Origin of the sequence: Nocardia sp. alder85J (assembly GCF_020176955.2) — a bacterium.
Classification (GTDB): Bacteria; Actinomycetota; Actinomycetes; order Mycobacteriales; family Mycobacteriaceae; genus Nocardia.
Window position 1 is genome coordinate 236,729 of the sequence record NZ_JAIUCZ020000010.1, and the last position, 17,638, is coordinate 254,366.

18 protein-coding genes are annotated in these 17,638 nt (G+C 69.4%); 14 read left to right on the plus strand and 4 right to left on the minus strand.

Annotated features, from left to right (window positions below; genetic code table 11):
• Window positions 1-51: 51 nt before the first annotated feature.
• The 3 genes from LBW94_RS33470 (at window position 52) to LBW94_RS33480 (ending at window position 2,898) form a co-directional block, all read left to right on the plus strand.
• On the plus strand, window positions 52-1,692 hold the full coding sequence (locus tag LBW94_RS33470) for an acyl-CoA carboxylase subunit beta (RefSeq protein WP_225059490.1): 1,641 nt from the start codon (window positions 52-54) through the stop codon (window positions 1,690-1,692).
• 264 nt (window positions 1,693-1,956) lie between these two features.
• Window positions 1,957-2,250 (plus strand): acyl-CoA carboxylase epsilon subunit, encoded by a 294-nt coding sequence (locus LBW94_RS33475; RefSeq protein WP_225059489.1) that lies wholly within the window; start codon window positions 1,957-1,959, stop codon window positions 2,248-2,250.
• Between the two features lie 3 nt (window positions 2,251-2,253).
• The gene (locus LBW94_RS33480) at window positions 2,254-2,898 is read left to right on the plus strand and encodes a Maf family protein (RefSeq protein WP_225059488.1); all 645 of its coding nucleotides are present in this window, start codon (window positions 2,254-2,256) and stop codon (window positions 2,896-2,898) included.
• Here the strand turns inward: LBW94_RS33480 and LBW94_RS33485 are convergent.
• On the minus strand, window positions 2,833-3,633 hold the full coding sequence (locus LBW94_RS33485; protein ID WP_225059487.1) for a helix-turn-helix transcriptional regulator: 801 nt from the start codon (window positions 3,631-3,633) through the stop codon (window positions 2,833-2,835). The genes LBW94_RS33480 and LBW94_RS33485 overlap by 66 nt on opposite strands.
• Before the next feature lie 160 nt (window positions 3,634-3,793).
• Here LBW94_RS33485 and LBW94_RS33490 point away from each other — a divergent pair, with 160 nt between their 5' ends.
• Window positions 3,794-4,732 carry a sulfurtransferase gene (locus LBW94_RS33490; RefSeq protein WP_225059486.1) on the plus strand — a complete coding sequence of 313 codons (939 nt, stop codon included), beginning with the start codon at window positions 3,794-3,796 and terminating at the stop codon, window positions 4,730-4,732.
• Window positions 4,733-4,854: 122 nt separating this feature from the next.
• On the plus strand, window positions 4,855-6,657 hold the full coding sequence (locus tag LBW94_RS33495) for an acetyl/propionyl/methylcrotonyl-CoA carboxylase subunit alpha (RefSeq protein ID WP_266272767.1): 1,803 nt from the start codon (window positions 4,855-4,857) through the stop codon (window positions 6,655-6,657).
• A 104-nt stretch (window positions 6,658-6,761) separates the two neighbouring features.
• Here LBW94_RS33495 and LBW94_RS33500 read toward each other — a convergent pair whose 3' ends face one another.
• The gene (locus LBW94_RS33500) at window positions 6,762-8,588 is read right to left on the minus strand and encodes a serine/threonine-protein kinase (protein WP_225062627.1); all 1,827 of its coding nucleotides are present in this window, start codon (window positions 8,586-8,588) and stop codon (window positions 6,762-6,764) included.
• Window positions 8,589-8,777: 189 nt separating this feature from the next.
• Between LBW94_RS33500 and LBW94_RS33505 the strand changes: the two genes are divergently transcribed.
• The 4 genes from LBW94_RS33505 to LBW94_RS33520 all read left to right on the plus strand — a co-directional run bounded on the left by LBW94_RS33505 (window position 8,778) and on the right by LBW94_RS33520 (window position 10,705).
• Window positions 8,778-9,197 (plus strand): DUF1707 SHOCT-like domain-containing protein, encoded by a 420-nt coding sequence (locus LBW94_RS33505; protein ID WP_225062626.1) that lies wholly within the window; start codon window positions 8,778-8,780, stop codon window positions 9,195-9,197.
• Between the two features lie 4 nt (window positions 9,198-9,201).
• The gene (locus LBW94_RS33510; RefSeq protein WP_225062625.1) at window positions 9,202-9,540 is read left to right on the plus strand and encodes a hypothetical protein; all 339 of its coding nucleotides are present in this window, start codon (window positions 9,202-9,204) and stop codon (window positions 9,538-9,540) included.
• Between the two features lie 136 nt (window positions 9,541-9,676).
• On the plus strand, window positions 9,677-9,895 hold the full coding sequence (locus tag LBW94_RS33515) for a hypothetical protein (protein ID WP_225062624.1): 219 nt from the start codon (window positions 9,677-9,679) through the stop codon (window positions 9,893-9,895).
• 9 nt (window positions 9,896-9,904) lie between these two features.
• A complete protein-coding gene (locus LBW94_RS33520) occupies window positions 9,905-10,705 on the plus strand; it encodes a biotin--[acetyl-CoA-carboxylase] ligase (protein WP_416276999.1) in 801 nt (266 codons plus the stop codon).
• A 321-nt stretch (window positions 10,706-11,026) separates the two neighbouring features.
• On the opposite strand, the gene LBW94_RS33525 is transcribed toward LBW94_RS33520, so the two are convergent.
• Entirely contained in the window at window positions 11,027-11,983 is a 957-nt protein-coding gene (locus LBW94_RS33525; protein ID WP_225062623.1) for an acyl-ACP desaturase, read from the minus strand.
• Between the two features lie 132 nt (window positions 11,984-12,115).
• Between LBW94_RS33525 and LBW94_RS33530 the strand changes: the two genes are divergently transcribed.
• From LBW94_RS33530 to LBW94_RS33540, 3 genes are all read left to right on the plus strand, one after another.
• Window positions 12,116-12,661, plus strand: coding sequence for a PH domain-containing protein (locus tag LBW94_RS33530; protein ID WP_225062622.1), 546 nt, complete (start codon window positions 12,116-12,118; stop codon window positions 12,659-12,661).
• Window positions 12,662-12,743: 82 nt separating this feature from the next.
• Window positions 12,744-13,421: a response regulator transcription factor gene (locus LBW94_RS33535; RefSeq protein ID WP_225062621.1), complete on the plus strand. Its 678-nt coding sequence runs from the start codon at window positions 12,744-12,746 to the stop codon at window positions 13,419-13,421.
• Window positions 13,422-14,729 carry a sensor histidine kinase gene (locus LBW94_RS33540; protein ID WP_225062620.1) on the plus strand — a complete coding sequence of 436 codons (1,308 nt, stop codon included), beginning with the start codon at window positions 13,422-13,424 and terminating at the stop codon, window positions 14,727-14,729.
• Window positions 14,730-14,873: 144 nt separating this feature from the next.
• On the opposite strand, the gene LBW94_RS33545 is transcribed toward LBW94_RS33540, so the two are convergent.
• Complete coding sequence (locus LBW94_RS33545; RefSeq protein ID WP_225062619.1) at window positions 14,874-15,416, minus strand: GtrA family protein; 543 nt, start codon at window positions 15,414-15,416, stop codon at window positions 14,874-14,876.
• A 182-nt stretch (window positions 15,417-15,598) separates the two neighbouring features.
• Here LBW94_RS33545 and LBW94_RS33550 point away from each other — a divergent pair, with 182 nt between their 5' ends.
• Window positions 15,599-16,774 carry a 5-(carboxyamino)imidazole ribonucleotide synthase gene (locus LBW94_RS33550; RefSeq protein ID WP_225062618.1) on the plus strand — a complete coding sequence of 392 codons (1,176 nt, stop codon included), beginning with the start codon at window positions 15,599-15,601 and terminating at the stop codon, window positions 16,772-16,774.
• Window positions 16,764-17,315, plus strand: coding sequence for a 5-(carboxyamino)imidazole ribonucleotide mutase (gene purE, locus LBW94_RS33555; RefSeq protein WP_266272773.1), 552 nt, complete (start codon window positions 16,764-16,766; stop codon window positions 17,313-17,315). The genes LBW94_RS33550 and purE overlap by 11 nt, the downstream gene beginning before the upstream one ends.
• The last annotated feature ends 323 nt before the right edge of the window (window positions 17,316-17,638 follow it).

Here is a 17,638-nt window from a genome sequence, read left to right on the forward strand (position 1 = left end):
TAGCCCCTACTGGAATTCCACGCGTCCGCGACGATGGTTACACTCCGGGACATGACGAGTGTCCAGCAGCAGTCTTCGCCGGATTCGGCGGGCGCCCCCGATATCCACACCACCGCAGGGAAGCTCGCCGATCTGCGGAACCGTCTGGAAGAGGCCAAGCACCCGATGGGTGAGGCCGCCGTCGACAAGGTGCACGCCAAGGGCAAGATGACCGCCCGGGAGCGCATCCTGGCGCTGCTGGACGAGGGCTCGTTCGTGGAGCTGGACGCGCTGGCGCGGCACCGCAGCGTCAATTTCGGCCTGGAGAGCAACCGCCCGCTCGGCGACGGTGTGGTGACCGGTTACGGCACCATCGACGGCCGGGACGTGTGCATCTTCTCGCAGGACGTCACCGTCTTCGGCGGCTCGCTCGGTGAGGTCTACGGCGAGAAGATCGTCAAGGTCATGGATCTGGCGCTGAAGACCGGCCGCCCGCTGGTCGGCATCAACGAGGGCGCCGGCGCTCGCATCCAGGAAGGCGTGGTCTCGCTCGGCCTGTACGGCGAGATCTTCCACCGCAACATCCAGGCCTCCGGCGTGATCCCGCAGATCTCGCTGATCATGGGCCCGGCCGCGGGTGGCCACGTGTACTCCCCGGCGCTGACCGACTTCGTCGTCATGGTCGACCAGACCAGCCAGATGTTCGTCACCGGCCCCGACGTGATCAAGACCGTCACCGGTGAAGAGGTCTCCATGGAGGAGCTGGGCGGCGCCCACACCCACATGGTGAAGTCGGGCGTCGCGCACTACGTCGCCTCCGGCGAGCAGGACGCGCTGGACTACGTCAAGGACCTGCTGAGCTACCTGCCCAGCAACAACCGCGCCGAGGCCCCGCGTTTCCCGGCCACCGACCCGATCACCGGTGCCATCGAGGACTCGCTCACCGACGAGGACCTCGAGCTCGACACGATCATCCCGGACTCGCCGAACCAGCCGTACGACATGCACGAGGTGATCCGCCGGCTGGTCGACGACGACGAGTTCCTGGAGGTGCAGGCCGAGCGCGCGATGAACGTCATCGTCGGCTTCGCCCGCATCGACGGCCGCAGCATCGGCATCGTGGCCAACCAGCCCACCCAGTTCGCGGGCTGCCTGGACATCGACGCCTCGGAGAAGGCCGCGCGCTTCGTGCGCACCTGTGACGCCTTCAACATCCCGATCATCACCCTGGTGGACGTGCCGGGCTTCCTGCCGGGCACCGGCCAGGAGTACAACGGCATCATCCGCCGCGGCGCCAAGCTGCTGTACGCCTACGGCGAGGCCACTGTGGGGAAGATCACAATCATCACCCGCAAGGCGTACGGCGGCGCCTACGACGTCATGGGCTCCAAGCACATGGGCGCCGACGTCAACCTGGCCTGGCCCACCGCGCAGATCGCGGTCATGGGCGCCTCGGGCGCGGTCGGCTTCGTCTACCGCAAGCAGTTGCAGACGGCCGCCAAGGAGGGCTCCGACGTCGACGCGCTGCGCCTGGAGCTCCAGAACGAGTACGAGGACACTCTGGTGAACCCGTATGTGGCCGCCGAGCGTGGGTATGTCGATGCCGTGATCCCGCCGTCGCACACGCGCGGACAGATCGTCTCCGCGCTGCGGCTGCTGGAGCGCAAGATGGTGTCCCTGCCGCCCAAGAAGCACGGAAACATCCCACTGTGATTTGAGCGATATGCGTAGGTGTGGTGTGGCGTCTTCTGAGAAGATCATGAGAAGCTTGAGAAGACAGTGAAACCGTACCGCGCAGAATTGCCTCATCCGCACCGAGATGGTAAGAACGGCTACTCGCCATCGAGGGTCGTGACGAATACCCGGGAGGCGGGCTCGGAGCATCCGGTCCCGCAGACCGCAAGTCGTCGGGGATCGAATCCCGGCGACGCCTGAACAGGAGGAACTGGCGCTGTGACGACTGTATCCGACGAAGAGGTGTTGAGCGCCGCCGAATTGGACCTGTCTGTCGACGAGCTCGTCGATACGATCGAGTCGGTGGTTTCCGAAACCGAATCGCCCGGGGGGCCCGTTATCCGGATTCTCAAGGGCTGGCCGAGCGCGGACGAGATCGCCGCCGTGGTGTGCGTGCTGTCCGCCGCGGCCGCCGGCACCGGCGTGGCCGCCGAGGCGGGTCCGGTCGATCTGTGGGGCCGCCCCTCGTACATGCATCGCGGTACCACGAGCTTCTCTCCCTACGCCTATCCATTTGTCTCGCATCTGCGCGACTGACGCGTGGGCGTCTTCGTACTCGCGTCCGCGTCTCCGGCGCGGTTGCAGGTGCTGCGTGCGGCCGGTCTGAACCCGCTGGTCCGCGTCTCGGACGTGGACGAGGACGCGGTGGCCGCCGCGTTGCCCGTCGGCACCGGCCCGGAACAGGTCGTGGTGGCGCTGGCGCGGGCCAAGGCGGAGGCCGTGGTCGCCGCCTACGCCCGCGAGGGCGCCGACCTCCTGACCGACTGTGTCGTCGTCGGCTGTGACTCCATGCTGCTGGTCGACGGCGTGCTGCAAGGTAAGCCGCTGACCGCCGACGTGGCCCGGTCACGCTGGGCGGTGATGGCCGGTCGCAGCGCTGATCTGCTGACCGGTCACTGCGTCCTGCGGATCGGTGCGGGCGCCGTCGTCGCGGCTTCCGACGATTGCAGCAGCACCACCGTGCACTTCACCAAGCCCGAACCGGAGGAGCTGGAGGCCTACATCGCCACCGGCGAGCCGTTGCAGGTGGCCGGTGCCTTCACCCTCGACGGTCTGGGCGGCTGGTTCGTCGACCGCATCGAGGGCGATCCGTCGAGCGTCATCGGGATCGGGTTGCCGCTACTGCGTCGGCTGCTGCGCGACGTGGGTGTCGGCGTTGCGCAGCTGTGGGTCGGCGGCCGCTGACTTCGGATCGTTGCCGCGCAACTGCGGGCCGACCCGGGATCCGGCCGGCGCCGCGATGCGTGGCTCGGCGGCCGGCATGGCCGCGTCGGGGACCAGCGAGCTGCCCAGCGCCTCCAGCCGGGCTACGCACAGCTCCGGCTCCACGAACGGATGCAGCCGGACATTCACCACGTCGCGGCCGCCGTTGCGGTCGAGGACCTCGCGCATGAGGCCCAGATGCACCCCGCACACCACCTCGGAGTGGGTGCGGGCCAGCTCCCGCAGCGGGCAGGCGGTGAGCCGGATCATGACCTGCTGGTCGGATTCGTTGCCGGGATCGCGCTCCGGCGCGAATCCGAGTTCCGACATGACGGTGACGGTCACGTCCTTGGCGTCGTCGAGGTTCTCGATGCCCTCCTCGATGGCGTCGAGTTTGGCGCCCCATACCCGACCGGCCGATACCGCCGCGTCCGAGCGGCGGCGTGGATCGCTACCGAGCTGGTCGGCCAGTACCTGGGCCAAATCCTGATAGCCCACCGATCGCTGTACCGCGGTATAACCGATACGCGGGCGGCCTCGTCCGCGCGGAGGTTGCTGGAACTGTCGTACCAGCGACTCGCGTGTGAGAACATCCAGATGAAAGCGGACCGTGGTGACGTGCTGTCCGGTAACTCGAGCCAGTTCCTGGGCGTCGAGAGGCTCGCTGGCGCCGCGCAGGATCGCGAGCAGGCGCCGTCGTGGCCAAGAATCGGACATAGCTCACCCCTCCTCCCGAGAGACTTTATCGGATGAAGCTGCGACTTATTCGCTCATTCACTCGATTCCTCGTGTGAAACAAGTTCTCGTATTTGTACGGACCTACCATCGGTGGGAACAACCGGCCAAATCGCCCATAGCGTCGGAAGGACCCGACATCGTGCCCGTAGCACCGGACTCTCATCCTTCCTTCGGTCTGTACGCACATCCTCACCGACTAGTAACCACACAGTGGCTGTCGGCAAACATCGGCGCGCCGGGATTACGGATCGTCGAATCCGATGAGGACGGTCTGCTCTACGACATCGGTCACGTACCCGGTGCCATCAAGATCGACTGGCGTGCCGAGCTTACCGAGCCCGGGACCCGCGATGTCGTGGATGGCGTACGTTTTGCCGAACTGATGCGGGAGAAGGGCATCGGCCGCGAGGACACCGTGGTGGTCTACGGGGACAAGGCCAACGGCACCGCCGCGGCGGTGCTCTGGGTGTTCGAACTGTTCGGCCATCCGGACGTGCGGCTGCTCGACGGCGGCCGCGAGGCCTGGATCTCCGAGGGACGCGACACCACCTTCGAGGTGCCGCGGGCGGGACTGGACGAATATCCCGTGCTCGAGCGCGATGACGCGGGCGCACGGGCATTCCTGTCCGAGATCCGCGAACGGCTGACGCGGGACGGCGACGAGCCGGGCGTGCTGCTGGATGTCCGCGCGGCCGGGGAGTACAGCGGCGATTTGGATCGGATCACCGACCGGCCCGAGGAACAGTCGCTGCGCGCCGGGCACATTCCGACCGCGATCAACATTCCGTGGACGGCCGCGGCCGGTCCGGACGGACGATTCCGGCCGCGGGCCGAACTCGATCGCCGATACGCCGCACTGGCCGCGGGTGGCGGGTCCGGCGCGATCGTCTACTGCCGCATCGGCGAGCGCTCAGCGCACACGCGCTTCGTGTTGACGGCGCTGCTCGGTCTGGACGATGTGCGGGTCTATGACGGGTCCTGGACCGAGTGGGCCAACGCGGTGCGCGCGCCGATCGTGCGCGGCGCCGAACCCGGTGTCCTACCGGCCGTCATGCGGCCCGCGGCACGGATTGTGTAGGAGCGCTGCACGTCGCGCTCCTTGTGACTACTCCTCAGTAGCCCCTAGTCGGGTTACGGCTTTGTTGGCAGACTGCCTACACTCGCCGGAAGACGAAAGATGTCCACAGCACAGGAGGCTCAGTGCCCAGCCATGCCAGCGCGCAGATCACGAAGGTCCTCGTAGCCAACCGGGGTGAGATCGCGGTGCGTGTGATCCGGGCAGCGAAGGATGCCGGGATCGCCAGCGTCGCGGTGTATGCCGAGCCCGATGCCGAGGCGCCGTTCGTGCGTCTGGCCGACGAGGCGTTCGCGCTCGGTGGGCAGACCTCGGCGGAGTCGTATCTGGTGTTCGACAAGATTCTCCAGGCGGCGGCGAAGTCGGGTGCGGACGCGATCCATCCGGGGTACGGGTTTCTGTCGGAGAACGCGGATTTCGCGCAGGCGGTGCTCGATGCGGGTCTGATCTGGATCGGCCCGTCGCCGCAGTCGATTCGGGATCTGGGTGACAAGGTGACCGCGCGGCACATCGCCGAGCGGGCGAGCGCGCCGATGGCGGCGGGTACCAAGGATCCGGTGAAGGATGCGACCGAGGTGGTCGAGTTCGCGGAGGAATTCGGTGTTCCGGTGGCGATCAAGGCGGCGTTCGGTGGTGGTGGTCGTGGCATGAAGGTCGCGCATACCATCGAGGAGATTCCGGAGTTGTTCGAGTCGGCGACGCGTGAGGCGACCGCGGCGTTCGGCCGGGGTGAGTGTTTCGTGGAGCAGTATCTGGACAAGGCCCGCCATGTGGAGGCGCAGGTGCTGGCCGATCAGCACGGCAACGTGATCGTGGTCGGTACTCGGGACTGCTCGTTGCAGCGCCGGTTCCAGAAGCTGGTCGAGGAGGCGCCCGCGCCGTTCCTGAGCGATGAGGTCCGGGCCGAGATCCACGAGTCGGCGAAGCGGATCTGCCGGGAGGCCGGTTATTACGGCGCGGGCACCGTGGAATATCTGGTGCAGGGCGAGACGGTGTCGTTCCTCGAGGTCAACACCCGCCTCCAGGTGGAGCACCCGGTCACCGAGGAGACCGCGGGCATCGACCTGGTGCGGCAGCAGTTCCGGATCGCCAACGGCGAGGAGCTGGAGATCAAGGAAGACCCGACCCCGCGCGGGCACGCCATCGAGTTCCGGATCAACGGTGAGGACGCCGGCCGCAACTTCCTGCCCGCGCCCGGCCCGGTGAAGGAGTACCGCGAACCGTCGGGTCCGGGTGTGCGCGTGGATTCCGGTGTGGTCGAGGGCAGCGTCATCGGCGGCCAGTTCGACTCCATGCTGGCCAAGCTGATCGTGTGGGGCGAGACCCGCACCCAGGCGCTGGAGCGGTCGCGTCGCGCCCTGGCCGAGTACCACATCGAGGGTCTGGCCACCGTGCTGCCGTTCCATCGGCACATCGTCGAGAACCCGGCCTACATCGGTGACGGCACCAAGTTCGATGTCTACACCAAGTGGATCGAGACCGACTGGGACAACCCGATCCCGCCCTATGCCGGCGCCGTGCCGATCGAGGAGGACGAGGAGTCGGCTCGGCAGACCGTCGTGGTCGAGGTCGGCGGCCGCCGCCTCGAGGTGTCGCTGCCGTCCCAGTTCAGCGTGGGCACCGGCGGTGGTGGCGCCGCCGCCAACGGTGGTGGCGTGATCCGCAAGAAGCCGAAGCCCCGCAAGCGCGGTGGCGGCGGCATGGGCACCGCGTCCGGTGACGCGGTCACCGCGCCGATGCAGGGCACCGTGGTGAAGGTCGCCGTCGAGGAGGGCCAGGCCGTCGAGGCCGGCGACCTGATCGTGGTGCTCGAGGCCATGAAGATGGAGAACCCGGTCAACGCGCACAAGGCCGGTGTGGTCACCGGTCTCGCGGTGCAGGCCGGCGCCGCCATCACCCAGGGCACCGTGCTGGCCGAGATCAAGTAGGTCCGCACGAAACACGTTCGCAGGCCCGCGCACTCGCTCGAGTGCGCGGGCCTGCGTCGTTTCGTCGCCGACCGGCGTCGGGATCGCCTCGTCCGATGCGTCGGCTAATTGCCTTGATTGTCGGGCGAATCGGAGCCGTGGGTGGGGGCGGCCCGGCCGGGGATGTGGAACTGGGTGGGGAATCCGGGCGGAATCGGGATCTGTAGCGGCGAGGGCAGTGGGAACGGCCTCGGAGCAGTGGTCGGCGGAATGGTCGCCGGGCTCGCCGCCGGACTCGTCACCGGAACGGATGCCGGAGAATCGGGCGCGGTGGTGGAGGACTGCCCGTGCCCGCCCGTGCTCGAGACCAGCGCCGTCACGACGGCGATCAGCGCCAGCGTCAGCACCAGGGCACCGAGGCCGACGGCCGCGACCTTGATGGACCGCCGCGCAGGCCGGACCTCGTCGGAGGTGGCGTGAGTCGGCCCGGTACGGACCGCGAGCAGGGCCGGATCGGAAGCGGGCAGCACCTGGGTCGGCAGCGGCCCGGTCTGCGGCCGCCCTGCCACGACCGGACCACCCCGAGGAGAACGAACTGCGGCTGGATCGGCCGGCCCTGGTTGTCGTGGGGGAGCCCCACGGTCGGGTTGTCCCGATGCCATCCCGTTGGGCCGCACCGGCCCCGTGCCGTACGGGCCCGGCGGCATCCCTGCACCGGACTGTCTCGAGGGGACCGAACCGTGCTGCCCCCATGGTGGTGCCAGGCCCGGTTGTCCTGACGACGGCGAGCCGTGCGGTCCCGGTAGCGCCCCTGAAGGGGGCTCTCCCGGCTGTGGTGTGGAACCTCTCGGCGGCCGCACCTCGGAGCCGACCGACTGCGGTGCCGGCCCGACCGGCTGTGCCTCACGTCCGTGGTCCGCCGGTGGCGTCGAGTTGTGCGGTCTCGGTGCGACTCCCGGGCTGTGTTGCACCGGCTGTGACCGCGGGCCGGGGGGACCCGAGGGCGATGCGGCCGGACCGGAGGTCGGTGTCGGCCGGTCGGGCGCGGACAGTCGCAGATCTCCGGTCGGAGGCCGGGTGGTCGCGGGCCGGTTGCGCGGTGCGGCCGCGCGGTCCAGGTCGGGTGGGGTGCGGGGGACCGGCCGGGTGAGGCCGACGGCCGTGAGGGCGGCCGTGGCCAGCGCGCCCGCCGTGGGATAGCGGTCCTCCGGTTTCTTCGCCATCCCGCGCGCGATGACCTCGTCCAGCGCGGCCGGAAGCGCGGGGTCCAGGGTGTGCACGGCGGGTGGCTGCTGGTGCAGGTGGGAGTGCAGTTGCCGGGCGGGGTCGGTGTCGCCGAAAGGTCTTTGGGCCGTGAGACATTCGTACAGCACGCAGGTCAGGGCGTAGATGTCGGAGCGCGCCTCGGCGTGCCCGGTGAAGCGTTCCGGCGCCATGTAGGCCAGCGTGCCGACCGTGAAACCCGTTGCGGTGATGGTGGTCTGGTCGGAGGCGCGGGCGATGCCGAAATCGATCAGGTATGCGAAACCGCTCGCATGCACGATGATGTTGGCGGGCTTCACATCTCGATGGATCAGGCCGGCGGCGTGCGCGGCGTCGAGGGCCTCGGCGACCTGGGACACCAGGTCCGCCGCCTCGGGCGCGCCCAGCGGGCCGACGTGCAGCCGCGCCGACAGGTCGATGCCGGGGATGTGCGTCATCGCGAGGAACAACCGGCCCTGGTGTTCGCCGAATGCCCGGATCGGCACCACATGGGGATTGCTCAGCCGGGCGCCGATCCGGGCCTCCCGCTCGAACCGGCGCCGATAGTCCTGATCCTCCGCGGCGGTGACGGAGAGGATCTTGAGGGCGACGGCCCGGTCCTCGGCGTCGCGGGCGAGCCAGACCTCGCCCGCCGAGCCGCGGCCGATCAACCGCTCCAGCCGATAGTCCCCGAACTGCCGTGTCGCCATCGTCACCCCCTGGTCCCGATGCCGCGGCGCCCCACACGAACTGCGGGAAGACCGATGCCACGGTGCCGGAACATGGCCCCGACAGTAGTCCGGCGGTACCGGGGCGAACCAGTGTGTCCCCGCCGACAGTGGGCCGGTGGCGGCACCTTTCGCGGGGGAAATCTCGGGGACGGGCGGTAACCTCGTCGTATGGCTGCAGATTCACCCGATATCCGCGTCGGCACGGCGGAGCGCGAGCAGGCCATGGCGCGTTTGTCGGACCATTTCGCGGCCGGGCGGCTGTCGATGGCCGAGTTCGACGAGCGCAGCGGTGTGGTCGCGGGCGCGGTCACCCGGGGTGATCTGGCGAAGGTGTTCGTCGATCTGCCCGAACCGGTCGTCGCGGCGCCGGTGCCCGCCGCGCCCGTGCAGCGGCCGGGTCCGCCGTCCGGGCTGGTGTTTCCGGCGATCGGCGTCGCGGTGGCGCTGGCGGTGGTGTTGTTCCTCGCCACCCATCTGTGGTTCTGGTTCCTGCTGATCCCGGTGATCGCGCTGGCCCGGGTCGGGCGCAGCCCGAACGAACGGGAGCGGCGCCGCCAGGCGCGCCGCGGACGGCGGCGGGGACACTGATCGGGTGGAACCCATCGAGATCAACGCCGGATCCTGGTACCTGCGCGCCCTCCGGGCCGACGACCGCGTCGACGACCGGCCCGCTCTGGCCGACGGCGGCATCACCGATCCGGACTACGTGGACCGGCGTACCCGGGAGTGGGCGGCCGAGTCACATCTGTCCTGGGCGGTCTGCGTCCCGACCACCGCGGAACTGGTCGCCGAGATCGGCGCCACCCCGCAGCCGGGCGACACCGTGACGATCTCCGGCTGGGCCCGGCCGGGTTACGACGACGCCTTGGCCGAGGGGCTCGCGGCGGTCCGCCGCTTCGCCGCGGGCGCACTCGGTTTGCAGCCGGTCTGAATTCGTGCTTCTCTCCTTCACATCTCTTGTGGCTGAGCGGCTTTCGATGGCAGGGGGTGGAAATTCGCTGTCTCCCTGCCGGGGTGGTCCGCTACCCTCGGTACGTCCGGCATACAGCGCTTGGGGAGGGTGCGAGATGTGGCAGTGGAGCACATTGTGCGCGGAACGCGCTGCGGCGGCCACCTGGCAGAGCCGGCGTGCCGCCGAACCGCGGCCGACGATCACCGATCCGCGGCCCTGGGACACCTACGACGGGGAGGACGAGCAGACCGACCGGGCCTCCGACTATCTGCTGATCGCTGATCCGTCTCGGCATCCGGTGTCGCCACGGCGGCACCGGATGGGAGCCGGGTAGCCTGCGGGGGTGCAGAGGCCCCCGTTGGATGTCGACCGGCTGCGGCGCGAGGTCGCCGAATCGCCGGACTTGGAGTTCTTCGCCCGGGTCGAGGTCGTGGAGTCGACCGGGTCGACGAATGCCGACCTGGTCGTCCGGGCCGCCGATCCGGCCGTCGACCGTCAGGTGCTGATCGCCGAGGAGCAGCGGGCCGGTCGCGGGCGGCACGAGCGCGTCTGGGTGAGTCCGCCGCGGGCACAGATCTCGATGTCGGCGGTGCTGCGACTCGGCGGCATCGATCCGGAGGTGCTGGGCTGGCTGCCGCTGCTCACCGGGATCGCGGTGGTCGACGCGGTCCGCGCGGTCACCGGACTGGATGCGAACCTCAAGTGGCCCAACGATGTTCTGATCGGCGGCCGGAAGGTGGCGGGCATCCTCGCCGAAATCGCCACCGGCACGGCCACTCCCGCGGTAGTGGTCGGCATCGGCCTCAACGTGAGCCTGACCGAGGCGGAACTGCCTGTCCCGCATGCCACCTCGCTCACCCTGGCCGGGGCGCCCGATGCCGACCGGACCGCGGTGATACTGGGCATCCTGACCGAATTCGCGCGGCGCTTCACGGCGTGGCGGGCCCGGGAGTGGAAAACCACCGACCTCGCGGCCGCGTACCGCGAACGCTGTGCCACTCTCGGCGCCACCGTGCGTGCCGAGTTGCCCGGCGGCGAGGTGCTCACCGGAGTCGCCACCGATGTCGACGAGCACGGCCGCCTGCGCATCGGCGACCGCGCCGTCTCCGCGGGCGACGTGACCCACCTGCGCGCCGGGTACTGAGCCGCGACCGGCGCGGTGCTGAGCCGCGACCGGCGCAGTGTGCACTGAGCCCGCGACCAGCGCAGCGGCTACCGAGCGCATGCCGCGCAGCGGCTACCGAGCGCGAACAGTGCAGCGGTGTCGAGCGCGAACAGGACAGTGGCGCTGGGCGCGAACAGGACAGCGGTGTCGAGCGCGAACAATGCGGTGTTGCCGGGCGCGAAGGAGCGCAGCGGGTGCCCGGCGTGAACAGGACAGCGGGTGCCGGGCGCGAACAGCGCCGGGTACCTCGCCGCGGATATCGGTACCCGGCACCGCTACCGGATACCGATCGCGGCGGTACTAGGCGATCTGCATGTCGCGCTTGGCTTCGCGGGCCAGCATGCGGTCGCGCTGCTCCTCGAAACGGCCTGCGTCCTCGCGCAGCTTCTCCAGGTAGGCGGCCAGCTCCTCGCGGGCCCGCTCGCCGCGCGGCCCGAAATCGGTGCGCTCGAAGATGTTCCAATGCTTCAGCACCGGCTCGATGACCTCCTCCAGGTGCTGGCGGGGGTCGTAGATCCCGTGCTTGGCCATCATCACGCTGTATCGGCGGAAGTTGGGCATGGTGCGGCCCGGCATCTCGAATCGCTGGATCAGATAGCTGATGTCGTCCATCATGCGGTCCGGCACCAGATCCAGCGCCGCGCCCGTGACCGAGCGGTAGAAGATCATGTGCAGGTTCTCGTCGGCGGACACCCGTTGCAGCATGCGGTCCGCGATCTGGTCGTCGCAGACCCGGCCGGTGTTGCGGTGGCTGAGCCGGGTGGCCAGCTCCTGGAAGGTCACGTACGCGACCTGCATCAGGACCCCGCCCCAGCGCGGATCGGTGGGAGTGGGGACGCCGGTGGTCATGTGCGCCATCCGGGCCCGCTCCAGCGCCACCGGATCGACGCCGCGGGTCACCATCAGGTAATCGCGAATCACGATGGCGTGCCGATTCTCTTCGGCGGTCCAGCGGCCCACCCAGGTGCCCCACGCGCCGTCCTGCGAGAAGTTCGCGGCGATCTCGCGGTGGTAGGCGGGCAGGTTGTCCTCGGTGAGCAGGTTGGTGATCATCGCGACCTTCGCGATCTCGCTCAGCCTGGACTGGGAAGGCTCCCAGTCGACTCCGCCCATCGCGGCGAAGTTCCGGCCCTCGTCCCACGGGACGTAGTCGTGTGGATGCCAGTCCTTGGCCATCTTCAGGTGGTGGTTCAGGTGCTGCTCGGCTACGGGTTCGAGCTCCCGCAAAAGCTCGAACTGCGTCAGTTCCTCGGTCACACGCGCCTCCGCTGTCGTACATCGACGAAACGAAAAAAGGGTGGTCGAACTCGAGTCGAGCGAATGAGCTGCCTGGCATTGTTGCACCTTCGGGCGCTTCGGCTCCACTGTCCCGCGCGGTAGGGTTTGTACATGGGTTATCCGGAGGAGCTGCTCGCGCCGGACGAGCAGTTGCTGCTGCATCGTCATCCGCACTGGAAGATGTTGTTCTGGCCCGCGGTCACTTTCATCGTCGTCACCGCGGTCGCAGGATTCGCCGGGGGCGTCGCGTACCCGCACACCACCGGCACCGCGCGCGACGCGGTGCTGATCGCCGTGGTCGTGCTCTGGGCCGCGATTGTGCTGTGGCGCTGCCTCGGTCGGGTGTTGCATTGGAAGTCAACGCATTTCATCGTCACCGACCGGCGGGTGATGGTGCGCGAAGGGGTGTTCACGCACACCGGAATCGACATCCCGCTGAATCGGATCACCAGTGTCCAGTTCCGCAACGGTGTGTCCGATCGGTTGCTGGGCACCGGCACCCTGATCATCGAATCGGCCTCGGGCGAGCCGCTCGAGTACGACGACATCCCCGATGTGCTCGCGGTGCACAACCTGCTGTACCACGAGGTCTTCGATCAGGACCACTACGATCCGCGCTACGACCCGCCCGGATCGGGCCACCGGCACGGCTCGTGAGCGGAACGGGACAATCGCGACCGGGTACGGGCAACAGGGCATATCGAACACCCACTACCACCGGAGTCAGTAGTCTTTATCCGTGACCGCAGTACTGCTCGCCGAAGACGACGAGGCCATCGCCGCCCCGCTGTCCCGGGCACTGGGCCGCGAAGGCTACGCCGTGACCGTGGAGAGCTTCGGCCCCGCGGTGCTGCAACGCGCGCTGGAGGGTGAACACGATCTCCTGATCCTGGACCTGGGCCTGCCCGGGATGGACGGCCTGGAGGTGTGCCGGCAGGTCCGGGCGCGCGGCGCCGATCTGGCGGTGCTCATGCTCACCGCCCGCACCGACGAGGTCGACTTCGTCGTCGGGCTGGACGCCGGGGCCGACGATTACGTCGGCAAGCCGTTCCGGCTGGCCGAGTTGCTGGCCCGGGTGCGAGCGTTGCTGCGCCGCAGCGGTATCGGCGACGAGGCGGTCGAGATCGGTGGCGTCCGGCTGGAGCCGCAGGCCCGCCGGGTGCTCGTCAACGGCCACGAGGTGAATCTCGCCAACAAGGAGTACGAGCTGCTCAAGGTGCTGATCGACCGGGCCGGCCAGGTGGTGCCGCGGGAGACCATCCTGCGCGAGGTGTGGGGTGACGCCGACCTGCGCGGCTCCAAGACCCTGGACATGCACATGTCCTGGTTGCGCCGCAAAATCGGCGACGAGGGCCCGGTGGCCGAGCGCCGCATCGTCACCGTCCGGGGTGTCGGCTTCCGGTTCAACGCCGACTAGATGCGCCGCCGAATCCTGCTGTCGATGCTGGCCGCGTTGACCCTGACCACGGTGGTGCTGGGCATCCCGCTGGCTTATACGGCCTGGCAGTGGGTCGCCGACATCACCCGCAACGATCTGCGCGCCCGGCTGGACCGGATGTCGGTGGAGATCGTCGCCCAGGAACGCGACGACGGGCTCGTGCACGGCACGCTCGACCTGCGGTCGGTGCGGCCACTGATCCCGCCCGGCGGTCGGCTCACGGTCATCTACCCGACACCCGAGGACGCCGCGCTGCGCATCGATGCGGGCGTGTCCCGGGTGCCCGCGCCGATCGTGGAGTCGCTGTCGATGGGCACCTCCGGATCGCTGCGGCTGGAGGCGCCGTCCGGGCAGATGCACAACATGCAGCGGCAGGCCGTCGGCGCGGTCGCGCTGGTGGCGCTGGCCTCACTGGCCGCCGGCGCGGCGGTGGCGGTGGTGACCGCGCGCCGGGTGGCCGATCCGCTGCGCGATGTGGCCGCCCGCGCGGCCCGGCTGGCCAAGGGCGATTTCCGGGCCGATTCGCGCCGGCACGGCATCACCGAGCTGGACCGGGTCTCCGACGTGCTGGATTCGGCGACGGTCGAGATCGCGGGCCGGCTGCAACGCGAGCACGCGCTGGTGGCCGACGTCTCGCATCAGTTGCGCAGCCGGTTGACCGCGGTGCGGTTGCGGCTGGACGAGTTGTCGGCGCACACCGATCCGGCGGTGGTGCACGAGGCCGAGGAGGCGATGGCGCAGGTCGACCGGCTCACCGCCGCCATCGACGAATTGGTGCGGGCCTCGCGCGACGACGGCGCCGCCGATCGCGATCCGGTGCCGGTGGTGGCCGAACTGCGGAAGGTGATCTCGGAGTGGCGGCTGCCGTTCAGCGAGGCCGGGCGGATGCTGATGCTGTCCGGCGATCCGCTGCTGCGGGCGCCGGTGACCGCCTCCCGGCTGCGCGAGGCGGTGGCGGTGCTGGTGGACAACGCCCTGATGCACGGTGGCGGTGACTGCACGGTGTCGGTGCGCGCGGTGTACGGCGGTCCGGATCTCACGCCGCTGGTCGCGGTGGAGGTCGCCGACGAGGGCGAGGGGGTCAGCGACACGCTGGCGCCGCACATCTTCGACCGGGGTTTCTCCAGCGCCGGGTCCACCGGTGTCGGCCTGGCGCTGGCCCGGGCGCTGATCGAGGCGGACGGCGGACGCCTGGAGCTGCAACGACGCCGGCCCGCGCTGTTCAGCGTGTTCCTGGGCAAACCCGGGCAGCAACGCTCGACCGCGATCGGGAACGAGCCGCGCTGAGGCGGAGCCTCATGTTCGGTACCGAGGCGGAGCCTCATGTTCGGTACCGAGGCGGAGCCTCATGTTCGGTACCGAGGCGGAGCCTCATGTTCGGTACTGCGGCGGGGCCGGTACCGCGGCGGAGCCTCACGTCCCCCGCCGCGCTCAGCTGTGGCCGAGCTGCTCCTCCTCGTAGAGCCCTTCGAACTCCTCGACCAGGGTGTCGATCTCGTTGGGGAACACCCAGCGGCGCATCGCCCAGAAGCGGAAGACCATCTGCAGGATGTTGCCGATGAGGAAGGCACTGACGAAGTCGGCGATGTTCTCGGTGGTCAGGCTGACGGCCGGCACCTGGAGATCGAAGATGTAGCGCGAGGCCCACAGCGGAATATTGCTGAGCAGCACGCCGATCCCGCTGACCGCGAAGAACAGCAGCGCCTCGTGATGCTTCTCGCGCCCGCCGCGGCCCTTGAACGACCACTCCCGATTGAGGATGTAGGACGCGATGACCGCGATGACACCGGAGATGATCTTCGCGGTGATCGGCTTGGACGACAGCACGGTCAGCTTCAGCAGATAGAAGATACCGCTGTCGATGACGAACGTGGTGCCGCCCACGATCGCGAACTTGATCAGCTCGCGATGCCGGTAGGCGAACTCGCGCACGGCCGGCGGCAGCACTTTGACCACGTTGTCCAGGAATGACACGGGGCGAGTTTATGCCTGTGCGCCGGGGGCCCGCCCCGGCCCCCCGGAGAATCGGAACCAGTTCCACCTCGATACCGCCTCCGACGGGCGGCGGTTGCCCGAGGTTGCCCCGTCGGCAGGCCGGTGGGCAGGGGATGACAACATTGTGTGACGTGAGCCCTCGTTCTTTCGACTCGTCGGGAATGCCGACGGTAACCATGATCGGTGGCGGCCAGCTGGCGCGGATGACGCATCAGGCTGCGGTCGCGCTGGGGCAGTCGCTGCGGGTGCTGGCCGAGCGGCCCGACGACCCGGCCGCCCAGGTCTCGCCCGAGGTGGTGCTCGGCGCGCACACCGATCTGGCGGCGCTACGCAAGGCCGCGATCGGCTCCCACGCGCTGACCTTCGACCACGAACACGTTCCCACCGAACATCTCGAGGTCCTGATCGCCGAGGGCGTGAACGTGCAGCCGCCGCCGCAGGCCCTGGTCTTCGCCCAGGACAAGTTGGCCATGCGGCGCAAACTGGCCGAGCTCGGCGTGCCGGAACCGCCGTTCGCGGTGGTCGAATCGGTGGCCGACGCCGTCGGCTTCGGTGACGCGCACGGCTGGCCGTTCGTGCTGAAGGCGGTGCGCGGCGGCTACGACGGCCGCGGAGTGTGGATGATCGACGACCGCGCCGAGGCCGAGCGGATCACCGCCGGGCAGCTGGCCGCGGGGGTGGGCCTGCTCGCCGAGCAGAAGGTGGATCTGAAGCGGGAACTGTCCGCGATGGTGGCCCGCTCGCCGTTCGGCCAGGCCGCCGCCTGGCCCGTGGTGGAGACCGTGCAGCGCGAGGGCCAGTGCGCGGTGGTGATCGCCCCCGCCCCCGATCTGTCGTCCGCCGCGGCGACCGAGGCGGCCGGGCTGGCCCTGCGGCTGGCCGCCGAACTCGGCGTCACCGGCGCGATGGCGGTCGAACTGTTCGAGACCCACTCCGGTGAACTGCTGGTCAACGAGCTGGCCATGCGTCCGCACAACTCCGGCCACTGGGGCATGGACGGCGCGGTCACCGGCCAGTTCGAACAACATCTGCGCGCGGTGCTGGACTACCCGCTGGGCAGCACCCGCCCGCTGGCCCCGGTCACGGTGATGGCGAACATCCTCGGCGCCCCCGAGGCCCCCGCCATGTCGATGGACGAACGCCTGCACCACCTGTTCGCCCGCCTGCCGGAGGCCCGGGTGCACCTCTACGGCAAGGGCGAACGCCCGAAACGCAAGATCGGGCACGTCAACATCCTCGGTGACGACGTGGCCGAGGTACGCGAGAAGGCGGAACGCGCGGCGTACTGGATGTCGCACGCCGTATGGACCGACGGATGGGACCCCCATGGCCACTGACGACACCGCCACCCCTTCCGGGCATTCCTCCGCAGGCGCCACGCCCGGCCCGCAGGTCGGCCTGATCATGGGCAGCGACTCCGACTGGCCCACCATGGAAGCGGCCGCCGAGGCCCTGGCCGAGTTCGGTGTCCGCTTCGAGGTCGGCGTGGTCTCCGCACACCGCACCCCGCAGCGCATGCTCGACTACGCCCGCAGCGCCGCCACCCGTGGCCTGCACGTGATCATCGCCGGCGCCGGCGGCGCCGCCCACCTGCCCGGCATGGTCGCGTCGGCCACCGCACTCCCGGTCATCGGCGTCCCGGTCCCGCTGAAGTACCTCGACGGCATGGACTCGCTGCTCTCGATCGTCCAGATGCCCGCCGGCGTCCCGGTCGCCACCGTTTCCATCGGCGGCGCCCGCAACGCCGGCCTGCTCGCGGTCCGCATCCTCGCCGCCACCGACCCGGCCCTGCGCGCCCGCATGGAACAGTTCCAGGCCGAGCTGGAGAAACTCGTGCTGGAAAAGGACGACGCCCTTCGCACCCGCCTGCTCGGCTGAGCCCGGTCGGAGCCGTCCGTCCCGCGGCGCGGCGGCCGACTCGACCAGACCCGCCCGTTCGAGCCCCTCGAGGACATCCTCGACGGTTTCGGGCGGGTCGGTCCGCGAGTTCGGCGATCTGCTGCACGCATGCCCGAACGACCCGATCATCGAGCCTGGGTGGTCAGCTCCGCGTGCGCGGGGACGGCCGAGACCCCTCGGCGGCCCGGGCAGCGATGGCCCCGGGTTCGGTGCGTTCGGCGGTCTGTGGTCCGGCCATGATTCCTCCTTCGATATTCGAATCCTGCGCAATAAACGAAACGGGAAGGTCCTGGGGCGGCGCG

What these genes read in the sequence shown, in the direction of transcription:
- LBW94_RS33470 (WP_225059490.1), top strand. Translation starts at nt 52, where the DNA reads ATGACGAGTGTCCAGCAGCAGTCTTCGCCGGATTCGGCGGGCGCCCCC.
- LBW94_RS33485 (WP_225059487.1), bottom strand. Translation starts at nt 3,633, where the DNA reads ATGTCCGATTCTTGGCCACGACGGCGCCTGCTCGCGATCCTGCGCGGC.
- LBW94_RS33500 (WP_225062627.1), bottom strand. Translation starts at nt 8,588, where the DNA reads ATGGCGACACGGCAGTTCGGGGACTATCGGCTGGAGCGGTTGATCGGC.
- LBW94_RS33505 (WP_225062626.1), top strand. Translation starts at nt 8,778, where the DNA reads ATGGCTGCAGATTCACCCGATATCCGCGTCGGCACGGCGGAGCGCGAG.
- LBW94_RS33515 (WP_225062624.1), top strand. Translation starts at nt 9,677, where the DNA reads ATGTGGCAGTGGAGCACATTGTGCGCGGAACGCGCTGCGGCGGCCACC.
- LBW94_RS33530 (WP_225062622.1), top strand. Translation starts at nt 12,116, where the DNA reads ATGGGTTATCCGGAGGAGCTGCTCGCGCCGGACGAGCAGTTGCTGCTG.
- LBW94_RS33540 (WP_225062620.1), top strand. Translation starts at nt 13,422, where the DNA reads ATGCGCCGCCGAATCCTGCTGTCGATGCTGGCCGCGTTGACCCTGACC.
- LBW94_RS33550 (WP_225062618.1), top strand. Translation starts at nt 15,599, where the DNA reads ATGCCGACGGTAACCATGATCGGTGGCGGCCAGCTGGCGCGGATGACG.
- purE (WP_266272773.1), top strand. Translation starts at nt 16,764, where the DNA reads ATGGCCACTGACGACACCGCCACCCCTTCCGGGCATTCCTCCGCAGGC.